Raw genomic sequence first — 18632 nt, 5'->3', positions numbered from 1 at the left:
CCGGTGACCCGTTCGTGGGCGCACCGCTGAGAAACACACCAGGTGTCCGAAGTTCGAGCAGGGCACCCGTCGAATAGTCATCAATCCCTCGCGCCCGCCGCCGGGCCGGTGAGTTCTTTTCTCACGCCTTCCCGACAACTGTCCTCCGCTCAGAGGAAAGAGCTGGTTTTGCCGACGACACCCACCTCCCCTGCGACCACCAGCAACCACCGCGGGCCTCGGCATGGCGCCGACGGATCGGCGGCGGCCCGCCCGGACGAACCGCAGCCGCTCTCATTCGCGCAGCAACGGCTCTGGACGTTGGCTCAGCTGACCGGGGCCGGCGAGGCCTACAACGAGTCGGTCGTCCACCGGCTGCGCGGGCCGCTGGACCGTGGTGCGCTGGCCCGGACGCTGGACGCGATCGTCGCTCGGCACGAGGTGCTGCGGACCCGCCTGGTCCCCACGGACGGCGACCTGCGCCAGTGGATCGACCGGTCGGACGTCGGGTTTCCGCTCCTGACGGACGACCTGACCGGTGTTCCCGATCCCGAAGCACGGCTGGCCGCCCTGCAACACGCGGAAGCCACCGCGCCCTTCGATCTGGGCAGCGGCCCGCTGGCCCGTGGCCGCCTGGTCAGCTTGGCCCCGGACCATCACGCCTTGCTGCTGACGATGCATCACACGGTCTTCGACGGAACGTCCATGGACGTCATGATGCGTGAACTCACCGCGCTCTACTCGGCGTTCATCCGTGGTGGCGGCGACCCTCTGCCGCCGTTGCCGCTCCAGTACGCCGACTACGCCCGCCGGCAGCGCGCGTGGATGGACGGCGAGGAGCAGGCGGCCCAGGCCGCGTACTGGCAGGAGAACCTGGCCGGCGCCCCGCCCCTGCTCGAACTGCCGACTGACCGGCCCCGCCCGCCCGAGCAGGACTATCGTGGCGGCCGGGTGGCGATCGGCCTGGACGAGGAGCTGACGGCCGGCCTGCGGACGCTCGCTCGGCGGCACGGCGGCACCCTCTTCGTCGCCGCGCTGACCGGCTGGTCCCTGGTGCTGTCGCGGCTGGCCGGGGAGACCGACATCGTGGTCGGCGTACCGACGGCGAACCGCCGCAGCCGTGACCTGGCCGGGCTCATCGGATTCTTCGTCAACTCCCTCGCCGTTCGCGTCGACCTGTCCGGTGCACCGACGGTCTCCACCGCGCTGGACCGGACGCGTGCCGCCGTCCGTGGGGCGTTGGACCACCAGGACCTGCCGTTCGAGCGGGTGGTGGAGTTGGTCAACCCACCGCGCAGCATTGCCCATTCACCGCTGTTCCAGACCATGTTCGCCTGGCAGCCGTCGCGCAGCGGCCTGCTGGGCCTGCCGGATGTCGAGGCGGAGCCCCTCGACATCCCGTTCGCCTCCGCCAAGTTCGACCTCGCGCTGTCGCTGGCCGAGGAGGACGGCCGTCTGGTCGGCCATCTCGACTACGCCACCGCCCTGTTCGACCATGCCAGCGCCGAACGTTACGCGGGCTACCTGCGGCGGGTGCTGGCCCAGATGGCGGACGAGCCCGACCGGCAGGTCGCGGATCTCGCGCTGATGGACGCGGACGAGCGCCACCGGCTGCTCACGGACTGGGACGCGACCCAGGGCGCCGAAGCCGTGCCACCCTCCGGGCTCGGCGGCCTGATCGAGCGTTTCGAGGCGCAGGTACTGGCCCGCCCGGACGGACCGGCGCTCGTCTGTGCCGGTGAGCGAACCGACTACGCGGCGCTGGAGCGCCGCGCCAACCGGTTGGCGCACGCGCTGATCGCGCGTGGGATCGGACCCGACCAGGTGGTCGGCCTGCACGCCGGGCGGTCCACGGAACTGGTCGTCGGCGTCCTCGGCATCCTCAAGGCGGGTGCCGCCTTCCTCCCGCTCGACCCCGGCCAGCCCACCGAGCGACTGACCGCCATGGTGGCGGACGCCGCGCCGGCCCTGGTCGTGAGCACCGTTGGCGCTGTGGACGGCTGGCAGGACCTTCGCACGGTCGAGGCGGAGGGTGTGCTTGACGACGCCCCCGCAGTCGCGGTGAGCCCGTCGCGCCTGGCCTACGTGCTCTACACCTCGGGCTCCACCGGCCGCCCCAAGGGCGTCGCGGTGACGCACGGCAGCGTGCTCAACCTGCTCGACACCTGGCTCGCCCGGTTCGGCGCGACGCCGGGCGAGGCGACCTCCGCCTGGTCCAGCATCGGCTTCGACGCGACGATTCACGAGATCCTGCTGCCGCTCACCACGGGTGCCGTGCTGCACGTCGTCCCCGACGACGTGCGCGCCGACCCCGAGGCGCTGATGGGCTGGCTGCGCCGGCACCGCGTCGTGCAGGCCTTCCTGCCCCCGGCGTACATCCGGTGGATCGACGAGGCACCCGAGGAGCGCCTGGCGGGTCTGGCCCTGCGCCAGCTGCTGACCGGCGTGGAGTCCCTCCCGGAGATCGCGCTCCACCGCATGACGCAGGTGCTGCCCGGCCTGCGGATCTGCTACGGGTACGGCCCCACCGAGAGCACGCTGTACTGCACGTCCTACACCGACCCGCAGCCCCTCGACCGGCCTTGCCCGATCGGCCGACCGCTGGGCAACACCCGCCTCTACCTGCTCGACGAGCGGCTCCAGCCCGTCCCCGCCGGGGTCACGGGCGAGCTCTGGACCGGTGGCGCCGGACTCGCCGCGGGCTACCTGAACCGGCCGGACCTGACGGACGAACGGTTCCTCCCCGACCCCTTCGTGCCGGGCGGGCGCATCTACCGCACCGGCGACCTCGCGCGTCGGCTTCCGGACGGCAACGCCGAGTTCCTGGGCCGCCGTGATGACCAGGTCAAGCTCCGCGGCTTCCGGATCGAGCCCCGCGAGGTGGAGGCGGCGCTACTGGCCGTGCCCGGTGTGCGCGAGGCGGCCGTCCTCGCCGACCGCGACGAGGCCGGCGAACTGCGCCTGGTGGCCGCCGTCGGCCAGGGCGGTGCCCGGCCGCGACAGCCGCATGAGTGGCGCGCCGCGCTGGCCGAGCGGCTGCCGGACTACATGGTTCCCGCGATCTTCGTCGAACTGCCCGCGCTGCCGCGGGGCCGCAGCGGCAAGCTGGACCGCGCCGAGTTGCTGCGGCAGGCCCGGGCGGCCGTTCCCCAGCAGGTCAACACGGCCACCCCGCGCGACCACGTCGAGATGGCCCTCTACCGAATATGGAAGCGCGTGCTGCTGCGCCCCGCGATCGGCATCACCGACAACTTCTTCGAGATCGGTGGCACTTCGATCTCTGCCATCAAGGTGGCGGATGCCGTCCGCGAGGAGTTCGGCGACAGCCTGCCCATCCGTGATGTCATCGCGCACCCGACGATCGAGGCACTGGCCGAGCGCCTGCGCACCGGCGCGGCCCGGCAGCGGAGCGGAAGCCTGATCGAGTTCCGTGCGGGCGACGGACGCCGGCGGGTGGTCTGCGTCCACCCGGCCGGCGGCACCGCCTTCTGCTACCTGTCGCTCGCCGCCGCACTGCCGGAGGAGATCGGCGTGTACGGCATCCAGTCACCCGGCCTGGACCCGGGCGAAACGCCGCTGCCCACCGTCGAGGCCATGGCGCGGCACTACCTGGAGCTGGTCGGACCGCAGGCGGACGAGTCCCTGGTGCTGTGCGGGCTGTCCTACGGCGGACTGGTCGCCCATGAGATGGGACGGCTGCTGGCCGAGGCCGGACACCCGCGGTTCAGCGTGGTCCTGCTCGACACGCGTGGCACCGACGACCCGCAGGAGCGGGCCGCGATCGAGCCCGTCGAGGCGGCGGACTTCCGCGAGAAGCTGGTCAGGTTCAACGGGATGTACCCGGGCATCGAGGACGACCAGATCGACCGGTACTTCCGGATCTACAACCACAACCGGATGTCGGCCCGCGACTATCCCGTTCCGCCGTCACCGGCCCGGCTGGTGTTCGTCCAGGCATCCGAGGGAGGCGGGGACGAGGCGGTGGAGCGCGAAGCCCGCGCGTTCTGGCAACGGCGGGCCGGCAGCGGCCTGTTGGTGGAGCCGGTGGGCTGCGGGCACTGGGACATGCTGGAGAGCGACGCGGTGCCGCGGATCGCCGAGCTGATCGCGGCGGAACTGCTACGGGTGCCGGACCCGGCCTCCCCCCTGCCGTCGCCACGCCACCGTCGTCGCGCCTCGACCGGCGGCCTGCACGCCGCGCGGGAGGCGTGATGCGAACCACGACCGAGCCCGTCGCCGTACCGCCCGTCACGGGCCTCGTCCAGGGTGTGCACACGTGGGCGCTGCGGACCCCCGGCGCGCTCGCGCTGGCCGACGGCGACCAGCGGCTCGACTACGCCGCCCTGGACGCGGCCGGCGCGGCGGTGGCCGACGGGCTGCGCCGCAGCGGAGTCCGGCCCGGCCAGGCGGTGGCGGTCCACCTCCCCCGCTCCTGGCAGCTGGTCTGCGCCATGCTCGGCATCCTCCGCCTCGGCGCCGTGGTCGTGCCGCTCGACGCTCAGAGCCCGCCGGAGCGCCGTGGTCACATCCTGACCGACTCCGCCGCGGTGGCGCTGATCCACGCGGACACCGCGCCCGAGGGCCTGCCGGACGGCGTACGGGCCCTCCCGCTGGCCGCCCTACTCGCCCACCGAGCCGCTCCCGAGGCCCCGTTCACCGGATCGCCGGTCTCATTCCTCTTCTACACCTCCGGAACCACCGGCCTCCCCAAGGGAGTCGAGGTGACGGAGAGCGGCGTGCTGCGGCTGGCCCGCCCGGGGTACATCGAGCTGGAGCAGGGCGCCCGCTACTCCTGCATGTCCAACCCCGCGTTCGACGCGCTGAACTTCGAGGTGTGGGCGCCGCTGCTGACCGGCGGCTGCTGCGTGATCCTGGATGACGCGGACGTCCAGACCCCGGACCGACTGGCGGCGGCTCTGCTGCGCGAGCGGATCGACACCCTCTTCGTCACCGTGGCGCTCTTCAACGCCGTGGTGGACGCCGTCCCCGACTGTTTCGCCGGTGTGGGGCAGGTGCTGGTCGGCGGCGAGCAGCTCAACGCCCGCGTGATCCGCCGCTGGTACCGGCACAACGCGGACAGCCCGACCCGTCTGCACAACGTGTACGGCCCGACCGAGACCGCCACGTTCGCGCTGTGCCACCCCATCCCCCGGGACTTCGGCGCGGATGTCGTCCCGATCGGGCGCCCGCTGCCCGACACCCGGGCCGTCCTCGTCGCAGCGGGTACCGACCGGCAGGCCGTACCCGGCGAGGTCGCCGAACTCCACCTGGCCGGAGCCGGTCTGGCAGCCGGCTACCGCAACCTGCCCGAGGAGACGGGACGGCGTTTCGTCCGGCTGCCCTGGTACGACGACGGCCGTGAGCTCCACTACCGGACCGGCGATCTGGTCCGCGCCGATGCCGACGGCGTCGTGGAGTACGTCGGACGCGCCGACCGCCAGGTGAAGGTCCGCGGCTTCCGGATCGAACCCGGCGAGCTCGAACGGCAGATCGTCAAGCACCCGGCCGTGCGGCAGGCGTACGTCTGCACCCGCCGCGACGGCGAGTACGGTCCGAACGAGCTGCTCGCCTACCTCGTGCCCGACGGCGAGCTGACCTTCGAGGAGTTCGACCGTCACCTGGCGAGCGGGCTGCCCGCCTACATGCGGCCCCACCACCTCTACCTGCTCGACGCGCTGCCGCTGAACGCCAACGGCAAGGTCGACCAGGCCGCGCTGCTGGCCCGCGACGACCAGCCCTGGCGACCGACGACCGGCACCGGCCCCGCCGCCACCGCCTGGCAGCGTGAGGTGCTGGAGCTGGTGGCGCAGGTGCTGGGGATACCCGACCCCCGGCTCGACGACGGCTGGACCACGGTCGGCGGCGACTCGCTGAAGGCGCTGCGGCTGCGGTTCGAGGTCAGGCGCCGCTGGGACTGCGACTTGCCGCAGTCCTCGGTTCTGCGGGGGGACCTCGCCTCGCTCGCCGAGGCCGTCGCCACCGCCCGCGCCGCCGGGCAGGCGCACTACCCCGTACCGGCCGGGCCCATCGGGGCCCGCACCGCGCCGGCCACCAGCGAGCAGCAGCGGCTGTGGCTCTTCCAACAGCGCTCGCCACGCTCCCGCGCCTACGACGTGACCTGCCCCGTGCGGATCGACGGCCCGGTGGACGCCACGGCGCTGCGGCAGTCGCTACGGCGCCTGGTGGTCCGACACCCGGCGTTGCGCACCGGGTTCGAGGCGACGCCCGAGGGCCTGCGCCAGACGGTGGGCGAGCCGTACGACCCCTGGACCGACCCCGGCACCGCGACGCCCGACGACGAGAGGGGCCCACAGGCCTTCGCCGAGGAGTTCTTCGCCCTTCCCTTCGACCTGTCCCGGCCGCGGATGCTGCGCACCTGCTGGTTGCCGCAGGACGGGGGCGGCGTCCTGCTGCTCCACCTGCACCACATCGCCGTCGACGGCTGGTCGCTCAACGTGCTCTTCCGCGACCTGTCGGCCGGGTACGAGCACGCCTTGAGCGGCCAGCACGGACCGCGTCCAGAACAGCCCGCCCTCACGCCGCTGGACTACGCGCACTGGCAGGCCGAGTGGTCCACCCACCCGGGGTACCGCGCACAGCGCGCCGAACTGCACGCGCACTACGCCGGGTTGGACGAAGCCGCCGAGCCGCTGCAGCCGAGCCCCGCCCGCCCGTTCTCCGAGGGCCGGCTGCTGCACACCACGCTGGACGTCGTGCGCCGCTCCCACATCGACCGGCTCTGCGCCGAACTCGGCCTGACCCGCTTCCAGTTGCTGCTGGGCGTCTTCGCCTGGAGCCTGTACGCCGTGACCGGCCGGACCAGACTGCGGGTGGCCACTCCGGTGGCCAACCGGCCGGTGCGGGAGTTCGAGGCGAGCGTCGGCATGTTCGCGAACACCGTGCTGCTGCCGCTGACCCTCACGCCCGGCGAGGAGCTGCGCGGCCAACTGCGGCACCTGGGCGCCGGAGTGCGCGAGGTGCTGGACCGGCAGGACGTCATGCTCTCCGACGTGCTGGCCGACCTGGGCCCGGCGGCGGGGTCGTCGCCGTTCGACGTCCTCTTCGTGCAGGAGAACACCGACTTCGGGGCGCTGGCCCTGCCGTCCTGCGCCGCCCGCCCGCTGTGGTGGGCGCCGGCCGAGGCCAAGTGCCCCATGACCCTGTTCGTGGTGGAGCGCGACGGCGACCTGGACTGCCTGTGGGAGTACGCCGCCGACCACTTCGACGCCGCCCAGGTCGAGGCGATGGCCGGGGTGTTCCGGCGCGGCCTGGACCTGCTCGCCGCCGGTGAGCCCGTCACCGTGGCCGAGTTGGCCGTTCCCTACCGTGACAGCCTGCCGCAGCACGGCGTCGGCCCGGCGTCGGAGTTGACGTACCGGACCGTGGCCGAGGGCTTCGCCCGGCAGGTCGCCCGGACCCCGGCTGCGGACGCCCTGAACGACGGTCTGCGTACTTTGAGTTACGCCGAACTCGACGCCCACGCGGCCGCGCTCGCCGCCGAACTGCGGTCGGCGTACCCGGCACCGGACGTGGACGACCGCCCGCGCCGCGTCGCGCTCTACTTCGAGCCCTGCGTCGAGCACGTGGTGGCACTGCTGGCGCTCGCCCGCCTCAACCTGACGATCGTGCCGCTCGACCCGTCCTACCCGCCGCACCTGCTGCGGCTGATCCTCGAACAGGCGGAGCCGCTGTGCGTCCTGCTGCCGCCGGGCGGTGAAGCGGCGTTCGACGCTGTCGACCCGGGCGGCGTGACACGCCACCCGGTCACGCTGGCGCCGGTGCTCACACCGGTGCTCCAGCCCGTTCCCGCCCTCCCGCCGCACGACGGCACCCGGCCGCTGTACGCCCTCTTCACCTCGGGCTCGACCGGGACTCCCAAGGGCGTCCAGGTGTCGGACCGGACCCTGTGCAACCTGCTCCAGTGGCAGGCGCAGGCGGGCGGCCTCGGGGCGCCCGCCGTGACCCAGCAGTTCTCCATGCTCTCCTTCGACGTCTCCTTCCAGGAGATCTTCGGCACGCTCTGCGGAGGCGGCTGCCTGCACCTGGTGCGGCCCGGCTGGCGGCAGGACGGGCCCGCCCTGCTGGCGCAGCTGGAATCAGCGGGCGTGGAGCGCGTCTTCATGCCCTACGTGGCCCTGCAACTCCTCGCCGAACACGCCGTCCACCTCGGCCGCTATCCCACTCGGCTGCGTGAAGTGGTGACCGCGGGCGAGCAGTTGGTCTGCACAGAGGCCATCCGCCGCTGGTTCGCGGGCCTGTCGGGCGCCCGTCTGTTCAACCACTACGGCCCGACCGAGACGCACGTGGTGAGCAGCCTGTGCCTCGAAGGCGACCCCGCCCGCTGGCCGGATCGCCCCGCCATCGGCCGGCCCGTGGCCGGTGCGGTGCTGCGCGTGGTGGACGAGGCCGGCCAAGCCGTCCCGGCCGACTGCCCCGGCGACCTGCTCATCGGTGGCACGATGGCCGAGCGCTGCTACCTCGGCGAGGGCGGACTGAATGACGAGCGCTTCGTCGAACTGCCGGGCCTGGGCCTGTTCTACCGTAGTGGCGACCGGGCCCGCTTCGACCGGCAGGGTCTGCTGCACTACCTGGGCCGCGACGACCAGCAGATCAAACTGAGTGGCCATCGGCTGGAGTTGGGCGAGATCGAGGTGGCCCTGCTGCGGCACCCTGAGGTCGTCAACGCCGTGGTGGCACGCGACGGCGAGCTGCTGGTGGCCTGCTTCCAGTCTCGCGGCCAAACACCCACGGCCGGGGAACTCAGCGCTCACCTTGCCGCGTTGCTGCCCGCCCACGTACGGGTCGACCGCTTCCGGCGGCTGGAGGCCCTGCCCCGCACCCCCAGCGGCAAACTCGACCGTGCGGGGGCCCTGCGCTCCCTGGGCGAGGAGCTGCGCGGACGGGCGGGCGGCACCCCGGTGCTGTCGGAGCGCGAAGCCCGACTGGCCGAGGCGTTCGAGGCGGTGACCGGTGCGGTCATCACGCCCGACCAGTCGTTCTTCGACGCGGGTGCGTCCAGCCTGACGCTGATGCGCTACCACCTGCTCTGCACAACGGAGTTGGGCCTGCGCTTCACGGTCGCCGAGCTGTTCGAGCACGTCACCGTACGGCGGCTGGCCCGGTTCCTCAACGGGCCGGTGCGTTCGACCAGTAGCACCGTCGCCACCACGGGCGCTCAGGCCGACGCCGTCGCGGGTGACGAACCGATCGCGATCATCGGCATGGCCGCCCGCCTCCCCGGCGCCCCGGACCTTGCCGCCTTCTGGGAGATGGTGACCGCCGCGGGCCGGGGCATCGAGCACTTCGACGCGGCGGACGGCCTGGTCGGGGCGCGAAGCCAGCTGGACGGACTGCTGGCCTTCGACCCCGACCACTTCGGCATCAGCCGCTACGACGCCCGGCTGATGGACCCTCAGCAGCGCCACCTGCTGATGGCCTGCACGCAGGCGCTGGCCCACGCCGGCATCCACGATCCGTCGTCGGGCCCGCGAGTCGGCCTGATCGCCGGGGCGGGCGAGAACACGTACTTCCAGACCATGCTGCGGGAGGCCGACCCGCAGTGGCTGCCCGACGGCTTCCGGCTGGCCCTGCACCACGAGAAGGACTTCCTCGCCACCAAGGCCGCCTACCACCTCGGGCTGACCGGCCCGGCCTTCACCGCCCAGGCCGCCTGCGCGAGTTCGCTGGTCGCCGTCCATCTCGCGGCGGGCCTGCTCCGCCAGGGCGACGCCGAGGTGATGCTCGCCGCAGGTGTGCTCGCCGACCCGACCCTGACCGGCGGCTACCGCTACCAGCCGCAGCACATCTTCTCCGTGGACGGCCACTGCCGGCCCTTCAGCGACGACGCGACCGGCACGATCGGTGCCAGCGGCGTCGGCGTGGTGGTGCTCAAGCCACTGCGGCTCGCGCAGCGCGACGGCGACACCGTCTACGCGGTGATCACCGGCTCCGCACTGAACAACGACGGTTCCGACAAGCTCAGTTACAGCGCGCCCTCGCTCGCCGGCCAACGTGAGGTGATCCGCGCCGCCCTGCGCCGCAGCGGTCGCACCGGCGCGGACCTCGCCTACGTCGAGGCCCACGGCACCGGCACCCGCCTCGGCGACCCGGTCGAAGTCGACGCCCTGCGGCAGGCGTTCGACATCGCCGAGTCCGGCCGCTGCGCGCTGACCTCGGTCAAGAGCCAGATCGGCCACCTGGGTGCCGCCGCCGGCGTGGTAGGCCTGATCCGCGCCACCCTGAGCGTCCACCACGGCGTCATCCCGCCCAATGTCGACTTCCACACTCTCAACCCGCACATAGCCGCCGACCCGACTCCCTTCTACATCCCCACCACGGCGCGCAGTTGGCCCGCCGACCGTCCCCGGGTGGCGGCGGTCAGCAGCTTCGGCATCGGCGGCACGAACGCCCATGTGGTGCTGGAGGCGGTCACACCGACGGTCCCGGAGCCCGGCGCCACGGCGGCGGCCCCGCCCGGCTGCCTCGTGCTGTCCGGCAGCAGTGCGGCTGCCCTGCGGACCGACGCCGCACGCATCGCCGACTACCTGACGGCCCGCCCCGAGGCCTACGACGGGGTGGTGCGGCACCTGCAGGCCGGCCGACCCGCCCGACGGTGGCGCCTGGCGGCGGTCTGCCCTGACGCGTCGGCCGCGGTCCGGTGGTTGCGCACAGCCGTACCGGTCGCGCCGGTGGGACCGGACGAGGTGTCCGTGTCCACGGCTGGTCGGACGGCGGCCGAGTTGGCCGCCGCCTGGGTGGACGGGTGCGACATCGACTGGCCGCAGGGGCCGGCACAGGCGCCGTGGGACTTTCCGCCGCCGGCCTTCGAGTTGGCGGAGTACGACTTCGAGCGTGCCACGGCCATGGCGGCCAGCCCCGAACCGGTCACCGCCGAGGGTCCGCAGCGGCTCGCGGAGTGCGACTGGCTGAGCCAGCCGCACTGGGTACGGCTGCGCCGCGCGGACACCGCGAGCAGTGCCCGCAGATCGGCGGTACTGGTGGTGGTCACGGACGGCCCGGCGCCCGCTGCGGCGATCCGGGTGTTCGAGGCAGCCTACGCCCGGGTCGTGCGGGTCAGCGCGGCAGACGCCTTCGTCCGGCACGGGGACGACGTCTTCGAGGTCGATGCGGCCGACCCCGCCTCGTTGCTCCAACTGCTCGACGCCGTGACCGCGCAGGCAGGGCAGGGGGGTGTCGACTGGCTGCACGCGCTGCCCCTGGGCATAGCGGGCCCGGTCACAGGGCGCTCCTTGGAGCAGGCCCGCTGGGCGTGCGTCGACGCGCCCGCCGCCCTCGTCCAGGCGCTGGCCGGGATGCCAGGAGCGCTCCGACCGCGCCTGTGGTGGCTGTCGTACGGAGCCAGGCCCGTCGAAGGAGCCGTCGAGCGGCCGGAGTCGGGCCTGCTCACCGGGATCAGCGAGGTCGCTCCGCAGGAGACCCCCGTGGACGGTCGCTGGGTGGATCTGCCCAGCGCCGTCCTGGCCGACTGGGCGGTGGCACTGACCGCCCTGCTCACCGGGGACGGCGCCGGGCGCATCAGGCAGCTGGCCCTGCGGCAGGGGTACTGGTGGCAGCAGGTCGTCTCGCCGGTGGCCTTGGACGAGGCCGTTGCTCCGGTGATCCCGCGGGGGGACGGCGTCCACCTGGTGCTGGGCGGTACCGGCGGTATCGGCGCGAGCGTGGCGGCCTGGCTGCTGGAGCAGACCGGGGGTCGGGTGCTGCTGCTGGCCAGACGGCCGCAACTGCCGGCCCAACTGGCGCGCTGGGCGGACCGGGTGGACCTGATCGAGGGGGATCTCGCCCACGACGCCGGAGTGGAGGACATCCTGCGGCGGGTGGGCAGCCGCACCGCGCGGCTCGACAGTGTGGTCCACGCCGCCGGTGTCGGCACCGGCAGCATGATCGTCCGACGCGACGCCGCAGCGACGAGCCAGGCGGCCAAGCTCAACGGCGCGCTGCTGGTCGAGCGGCTGATCGAGCGGTACGCACCGGCGCTCGCGGTCTACTGCTCCTCCATGTCGGCCCTGCTGGGCGGGGTCGGCCAGCTTGACTACGCCGCTGCCAACGGCCTGCTCGACGGCTTCGCCCACCACCGGGCCGGCGGCACCGACACGGGTCCGCAGGCCACCGCGCGGCTCGGCATCGACTGGGACGTGTGGCGCCAGGCGGGCATGGCCGTGCGGGTGCCGTCCACGGACGCCCGCCACCTTGCCCATCTGGCGACCGGTCTGACGATCGACGAGGGGAAGCGGGTGTTCGCCCGGGCCGTGGCTCTCCAGCTTCCCCAACTCCTGGTCTCCACCACGGATATCGAGGAGTCCCGGGTGTTCTACACCGCGCCCGCCCCGGCTCCGGCCCCGCAGCCCGCCACGACGGCCGAGGATGCCCTCTCCCCCGCCGCCCTCCTCACCGGCCGCCTCTGCGAGTGGCTGGGCGTCGACCGGATCGATCCGAATGCCGCCCTGTACGACCTGGGCGCCGATTCGCTGACCATGCTCGACCTGATCGGCGCGATCAAACAGCACTTCGGGGTCGAGCTGGAACTGTCCCGACTGAGCCACCAGGTCTCCGTCAACGAAATCCTGACCCGGCTCGATGAGGCCACCCCGCGCGGGGCGGGCGAGTCGGACGACGTGACGGTGGAGATCTGGCAGGAGGGTACCGGGCGCGACGTGCTGTGCCTGGTGCACCCGGTCGGTGGCGACATCCAGGCGTATCGCTCCCTGGTGTCCGCGCTCGACCGGCGGCTGACCGTCTGCCTCATCGCCGACCCCGCCCTGCGCCGGACCGGCCCGCACCAACCCGCCCCGCCCACTTGGTCGTTGGCCGAACGTGCCCGCCGCTACCACACCGCCCTGCGCGATCACTTCGCCGACAGCGGGCAGCGCTTGTACCTGGCGGGCTGGTCCTTCGGCGCCTGGGCGGCGATGGGAATGGCGGCCGAGGCGGAGGCAGCCGGCCGGCCGGCGCAGGGGCTCTACCTGCTCGACCCTCCCGCACCCGGCTCAGGGCCGCTGTTCCAGGGCTACGACGAGGCGCAGCTCGAAGCGGTGTTCGCCCACGAACTCGGCGACGGCGGCGCCGCGTTCACCGATGAGGCGAGGGCTTACGCCGACCGGCTCGCGCAGTGCTGCCGGGCCAACCTGGCGAGCATGGCCGACCACGAGCTGCCGCACCTGTCCGCCACGCCGGGCCAGTTGTGGCTGGCGGAGCAGCCGGTGGCGGGACTCCCGCGACAGGGCACGCCGGACGAGCAACTGGCCTTGTGGGAGCGGCACTTCCCGGCAGCGAGCAGTCGGCACCGGCTCGCCACCACCCACTACGGCGTCGTCCGGCCGCCGTACGTGCACGCGGTGACGGCCGCGATCAACGCGGCCCTGGACCAGCTAACCGAGTCCTCATGAGACCTCGGCCCACCGTCCGCACCTGCCCCCGCCCGGCCGCCCCACCATCGAAAGGCGCACTGCCGTGAGCCCCGCAAACCCCTACCGGTCACTGCCGGTTCGCTCCTTCTGGCGCCCTGCCGTGGCCGAGCCCGACCCGCTCGCCATCGACGGCCTCTGGACGCCGAAGTTCGCCCTCGGCCAGGACGATCCCGTCCTGACCGCCGGCTCCTGCTTCGCCGCCCACCTCGGTCGCGCCCTGCTGGAGCGCGGCATGAACTGGCACGACGCCGAACCGGCCCCTCCCGGGCTGACCGGGGAGCAGCGGAGGAAGCGCCACTACGGCCTGTTCTCGTTTCGCACCGGCAACATCTACACCCCTGCCGTCCTGCACCAGTGGCTGTCCTGGGCCTTCGGCCACACCCCCGCGCCCCGCACGGCCTGGCTGGAGGACGGCCGGTACTACGACCCCTACCGCCCGGCCGTCGAGCCGGACGGCTGGGCGTCCGAGGAGGAGATGCTGGGCGCCCGGGAGGCGACCCTCGCCGCGATCCACCGTGGCATCACCACGGCGAGCTGCCTGGTCTTCACCCTGGGGCTGACCGAGGCGTGGCGGGACCGCACCGACGGCACGACGTACCCGGTCTGCCCCGGCACCGTACGCGGCACTTTCGACGCCGAGCGGCATGTCTTCCACCACGCCACCTTCGACGAGGTGCACCGCGACCTGGTGGCGGCCATCGCCGTGGCCCGCGCAGCCAATCCGGACCTGCGGATCCTGCTCACGGTCTCGCCGGTCCCACTGACCGCGACCGCGACCGGTGAGCACGTGCTGAGCGCCAACAGCCACTCCAAGTCCGTCCTGCGCGCCGTCGCCGGGCAGCTGGCACGGGACCACGCCCACGTCGACTACTTCCCGTCGTACGAGCTCGTCACCGGAGCTCCCTTCAAGGGCTCCTGGTACGAGCCGAATCTGCGGACCGTCACAGCCGAGGGCGTCGACTTCGTCCTGCGCCACTTCCTGGCCGCGTTCGGCGCGCCCGGCCCCGGGCCGCGACCGTCACCGACCCCCACCGCAGAACCGGGAGGAGACCCCTGTGAAGACGCCGTCCTCGACTACTACCGCTCCCGCTAGGTTCCTGCTGCTCGGCGACTCGCACGCCGGCCCGATCGGACGGGCCGCTCGCGCGGCCGGCCTGCCCTTCGACGGCGGACCGCTGGGCGCCGGACGGGAGTTCACCGACGACTTCTTCGAACCACGGGACGCGGACGTCGTGTTCCGCGGGCCCGAGGCGGAGCAGCACTACCGCGGCTTCCTGCGCGGGTTGCAAGTGACGGAACTCGGAGCAATTGCGGTGCCGGTGGTCTCGACCCTCGGGCTCAGCGCCCACTTCGTCGCCACCGCCGACAACTGGCAGATCTACCGGGGCCCGAACGGTCTGATGCCCGGCTTCCTGTCCAGCGCGCTGTTCGGCGACATCGTCCGCGCCTCGGTCCGCGCGGCGCTGGCCTTCTACCGCCACGCGCTCGGCCTGGGCCTGCGGGTGCTGGCCGTGATGCCACCGCAACGCGTACCGGCGCACGCCGACCCGCTGGTCTTCATGGCGGCGCAGGACGTCATCCGGGAGGCGCTGACCGGCCTCGGCGTCGAGATGGTCGATCTGCGGGCCCGGACGACCGACGAACACGGCTTCCAGCGGCCCGAGTTGTGCGAACCCGACGACGCGATCCACGGCAATCTCGCCTTCGGCCGCCTGATCCTGGCCGAACTGCTGGAGCACGGCCTGTAGTTCTGCCCTCCCGATCCGAATCCCCCCACCCCGCCCAGGAGGACCCCATGGAGCAGTACGAACTCGACGCCGTCAAGCAGCTCACCACGAGGCCGGCGCGGAAGTACCGGACCATCGAGGTCAGGTCCCTCACCCCGGTCATCGGCGCCGAGGTGACCGGCGTCGACCTCTCGCAGGTACTACCCGAGGAGCAGCTGGCGGAGCTCAAGTCCGCCTTCCTCGACCACCACGTGCTGGTCCTGCGCGACCAGATCATCACGCCCGAGGATCACAAGCGCTTCGCCGCCCACTTCGGCGAGCTCCGCCCCGTCAACCCGCCCCCGGTGGACGCCGATCCGTACATCCTGGAGATCAGCACCAGCCCGGAGGCCGAGAACGTGGCCGGCAACGGCTGGCACGCCGACGGCACCGCCGACGCGGAACCGTCCCTCGGGTCGATGCTCTACATCACCCGCGTCCCGGAGGGCGGCAGCGGCGGCGACACCCTGTTCGCCAACATGCACCTGGCCTATGAGATGTTGTCGCCGACCATGCGGGAGCTGCTGGACGGCCTGACCGCCGTGCACGACGGCCGCATCGCCCTCCAGGGCTACACCCCGCCGGCCGACTACGTCATCCCCAAGAGCGAACACCCGCTGGTGGTGCGCCATCCGGAGACCGACCGCAAGGTCCTCTACGTCAACCGGGCCTACACCGGCCGCATTCCGCAGCTGTCGGCCGAGGAGAGCAGGGCGCTGCTCGACATGCTCTTCAAGGTCATATCCGAGCGCCCCCTGCTGCACTGCCGCGTCCGCTGGACCCCCAACACGCTGGTCTTCTGGGACAACCGCTGCGTCCAGCACCACGCGACGTACGACTACCACCCCCTGACGCGCTACGGGCAGCGCGTGGCGATCAACGGCGGCCCGCTGAAGGGCTGAGGCCGCTCGGGCGGGTTCGGTCCGCCGCTCGCCGTCAGGCCGCTGCGACTCGGGCCAGGCTGTCGGCGAGGCCTTCGGCCAGCCGCGCGCCAACATCCCTCGTCCTCGTCCGGTCCTGCTCCGCGTGGGCCCGGACGACGGCCCGGACCCGCGCGGCCGGGTACGTGGCGGCGTAGGCCACCGGGTCCGTGGCCGCCAACGCGCGCGCCACGGCCGGTGCGTTCGCGAGGGCGTTCGCGTCGGCGTGGGCCCGCGCGTTGGCCTCGGTGTTCAGCTCGGCATAGCTCGCGCCGTACGCGGCGGCCTCGGCCTCGCCGTAACCGTTCGCCAACGCGTAGGTGCCCGCCGCCGACGCGGCCGCGGCATGGGCGTCGGCATAGGGGTAGGCGTACCCGTACAGCTCCCGCAGCGCGGGCCCGAGCGCGGCGGTCCAGGCCGGCTCGCCGATCCGCTCGCCGTTGGACGCCCGCTCGTGCAGGGCTGCCACGGCTTGGTGCCCAGCGGGGACCCCGCCGCGCCGCTCGCTCGCCTCGGCCAGGACCGGCCGCACGCTGAGGTGGTGCCAGTCGTGGACGACGCTGAAGGGCACCTCCCCGTCCAGCCGCACCAGCTCACGGTGCATCCGGCGCGCCCAGTCCCTCCCCGCGTCGGCCTCCATCGCCTCGAAGAGCGCCTCGCCCACGCTCCTGAGCCACTCGGGTCCGGCCGCAGGTCCGTCGGCGCCGAGGGAGGAGAGGAAGGCCTCGAACGTCTCCCGTTCCGTGGCGGCTTCAGGTGTGGTCATGGGTGCGACTCCTGGGGTGGTGGTCTGCGAACCGACCCGGCACGTGCTGAGCCGTGGTCAACTGCCGGGGACGGGCGAGCCGATGATCACTTTATGAGCCGAACCGGGTTTTGTGGAGCCCCTGCCGCCCGCTGCCCGGCGGGCGTCGGTGCGACGGGTGCTGCACCTGCGCCTCCCGAGGCCGCGCCGACCCGGCGGCCTCGCGGCTCAGCCATCTCGTGATGCCGGATCGGGCCAGGGCCGCGATGATCGGCCTGGAGAGCAGGTGCTCTGTCCGTTCCGGTCACCAGTCAGTCAGGAGGCCCTGGATGCCGCAGGAGACAGCCGCCGCCCCGCGCCGGGCGGTGCACGTCCCTCCCGAGGAGCGCGCGGCACGCGGCCGGGATGCCCGTCGCCGCGTGCCCCGGTCGAGCCATGCGGAGTACCGGCCGCCGAAGGACCGGCCAGACCCCGTGGACATCCTTCAGGCCCAGTCCGCCCGCCGGGTCCCGGAACTCGTGCCGATCCGTTACGGCCGAATGAGCGAGTCCCCCTTCCGGTTCTACCGGGGCGCCGCCGCGATCATGGCCTCCGACCTGGCCGGCTCGCCCGACTCCGGATTCAGGGCCCAACTGTGCGGCGACGCGCACATGCTGAACTTCCGGCTGTTGGCCTCCCCGGAGCGGCAACTGCTGTTCGACATCAACGACTTCGACGAGACCCTGCCAGGGCCCTGGGAGTGGGACGTCAAGCGGCTCTCGGCCAGCCTGGTCATCGCCGGGCGCGCGAACGGCTTCGACGACGCCGTGCGAGCGGACATCGTTCGGGCCACTGTGCGGTCGTACCGCGAGGCGATGGCCCGGTTCGCGCAGATGCGCAACCTGGACGTCTGGTATGCGCGCATGGACGCGGAACGTCTCCAGGAGCTCGCCGCGAGCCGGATCCACAAGCACGGCCGGAAGGCCCTCGCACGCGAGTTGGCCAAGGCCCGCACCCGCGACAGCCTCCAGGCCTTCGAGAAGCTCACCGAGAGCGTGGACGACCAGGTCCGCATCGCCGCCGACCCGCCGCTGCTGGTACCGCTCTCCGACCTGCTCCCCGACGTGACCCGCGGCGAACTGGAACAGGAGATCCACGGCCTGGTCGAACGCTACAGTCGCACCCTGGCCTCGGACCGGCGCCATTTGCTGGAGCAGTACCACCTCGTGGACATTGCCCGGAAGGTCGTCGGGGTCGGCAGTGTCGGCACCCGGTGCTGGATCCTGCTGCTGCTCGGCCGGGACGGCCAGGACCCCCTGTTCCTGCAGGCCAAGGAGGCCGACGACTCGGTGCTCGCGGCCCACGTCGGGGCGAGCCGGTACCGCAACCAGGGCGAGCGGGTGGTCTCCGGCCAGCGGCTGATGCAGGCCGCGAGCGACATCTTCCTCGGTTGGGAGCGGGTGGACGGCATCGACGGCCGGCGCCGCGACTTCTACATCCGCCAACTGCGCGACTGGAAGGGCATCGCCGTGGCGGAGGAGATGCTGCCGGAGGGCATGCGAGCGTTCGGCGAGTTGTGCGGCGCCACCTTGGCCCGCGCGCACGCCAGGTCCGGCGACCGAATCGCCATCGCCGCCTACCTCGGCCGCCGTGACTCCTTCGACCGCGCGCTTGCGGCCTTCGCCGAGTCCTACGCCGACCAGAACGAGCGCGACCATCAGGCGCTCCTCGACGCGGTCACAACCGGCCGGCTGCAGGCAGAGACCGTGGAGCCCTCGGCGTGACAGCCCTAGTAGCGATCTTCCCGTGGCGTACGTGT

7 protein-coding genes are annotated in these 18632 nt (G+C 72.7%); 6 read left to right on the top strand and 1 reads right to left on the bottom strand.

All coding sequences use genetic code 11. The features are described 5' to 3' along the window. Positions 1–309 precede the first annotated feature (309 nt). The 5 genes from P3T35_RS10565 (at position 310) to P3T35_RS10545 (ending at position 16071) form a co-directional block, all read left to right on the top strand. A complete protein-coding gene (locus tag P3T35_RS10565; RefSeq protein ID WP_280705712.1) occupies positions 310–4191 on the top strand; it encodes an amino acid adenylation domain-containing protein in 3882 nt (1293 codons plus the stop codon). Then, positions 4191–13382, top strand: coding sequence for a non-ribosomal peptide synthetase (locus tag P3T35_RS10560; RefSeq protein WP_101384460.1), 9192 nt, complete (start codon positions 4191–4193; stop codon positions 13380–13382). Before P3T35_RS10565 ends, P3T35_RS10560 begins: the two co-directional genes overlap by 1 nt. A 64-nt stretch (positions 13383–13446) precedes the next feature. After that, the gene (locus P3T35_RS10555) at positions 13447–14496 is read left to right on the top strand and encodes a GSCFA domain-containing protein (protein WP_101384459.1); all 1050 of its coding nucleotides are present in this window, start codon (positions 13447–13449) and stop codon (positions 14494–14496) included. Continuing rightward, positions 14459–15151 (top strand): hypothetical protein, encoded by a 693-nt coding sequence (locus tag P3T35_RS10550; RefSeq protein WP_180356816.1) that lies wholly within the window; start codon positions 14459–14461, stop codon positions 15149–15151. The genes P3T35_RS10555 and P3T35_RS10550 overlap by 38 nt, the downstream gene beginning before the upstream one ends. Positions 15152–15198: 47 nt before the next feature. Further along, positions 15199–16071 carry a TauD/TfdA family dioxygenase gene (locus P3T35_RS10545; protein WP_101384458.1) on the top strand — a complete coding sequence of 291 codons (873 nt, stop codon included), beginning with the start codon at positions 15199–15201 and terminating at the stop codon, positions 16069–16071. A 34-nt stretch (positions 16072–16105) separates the two neighbouring features. Here the strand turns inward: P3T35_RS10545 and P3T35_RS10540 are convergent, their stop codons facing one another. After that, entirely contained in the window at positions 16106–16855 is a 750-nt protein-coding gene (locus tag P3T35_RS10540; protein ID WP_101384457.1) for a SpcZ, read from the bottom strand. 308 nt (positions 16856–17163) lie between these two features. Between P3T35_RS10540 and P3T35_RS10535 the strand changes: the two genes are divergently transcribed. Further along, a complete protein-coding gene (locus tag P3T35_RS10535; protein ID WP_101384456.1) occupies positions 17164–18597 on the top strand; it encodes a DUF2252 domain-containing protein in 1434 nt (477 codons plus the stop codon). Positions 18598–18632: the final 35 nt, after the last annotated feature.

Source organism: Kitasatospora sp. GP30 (genome assembly GCF_029892145.1).
In the GTDB taxonomy this organism is placed as follows: domain Bacteria; phylum Actinomycetota; class Actinomycetes; order Streptomycetales; family Streptomycetaceae; genus Kitasatospora; species Kitasatospora acidiphila.
Note: the sequence above shows the minus strand (reverse complement) of the source record. Positions and strands in the feature narration are given on the sequence as shown.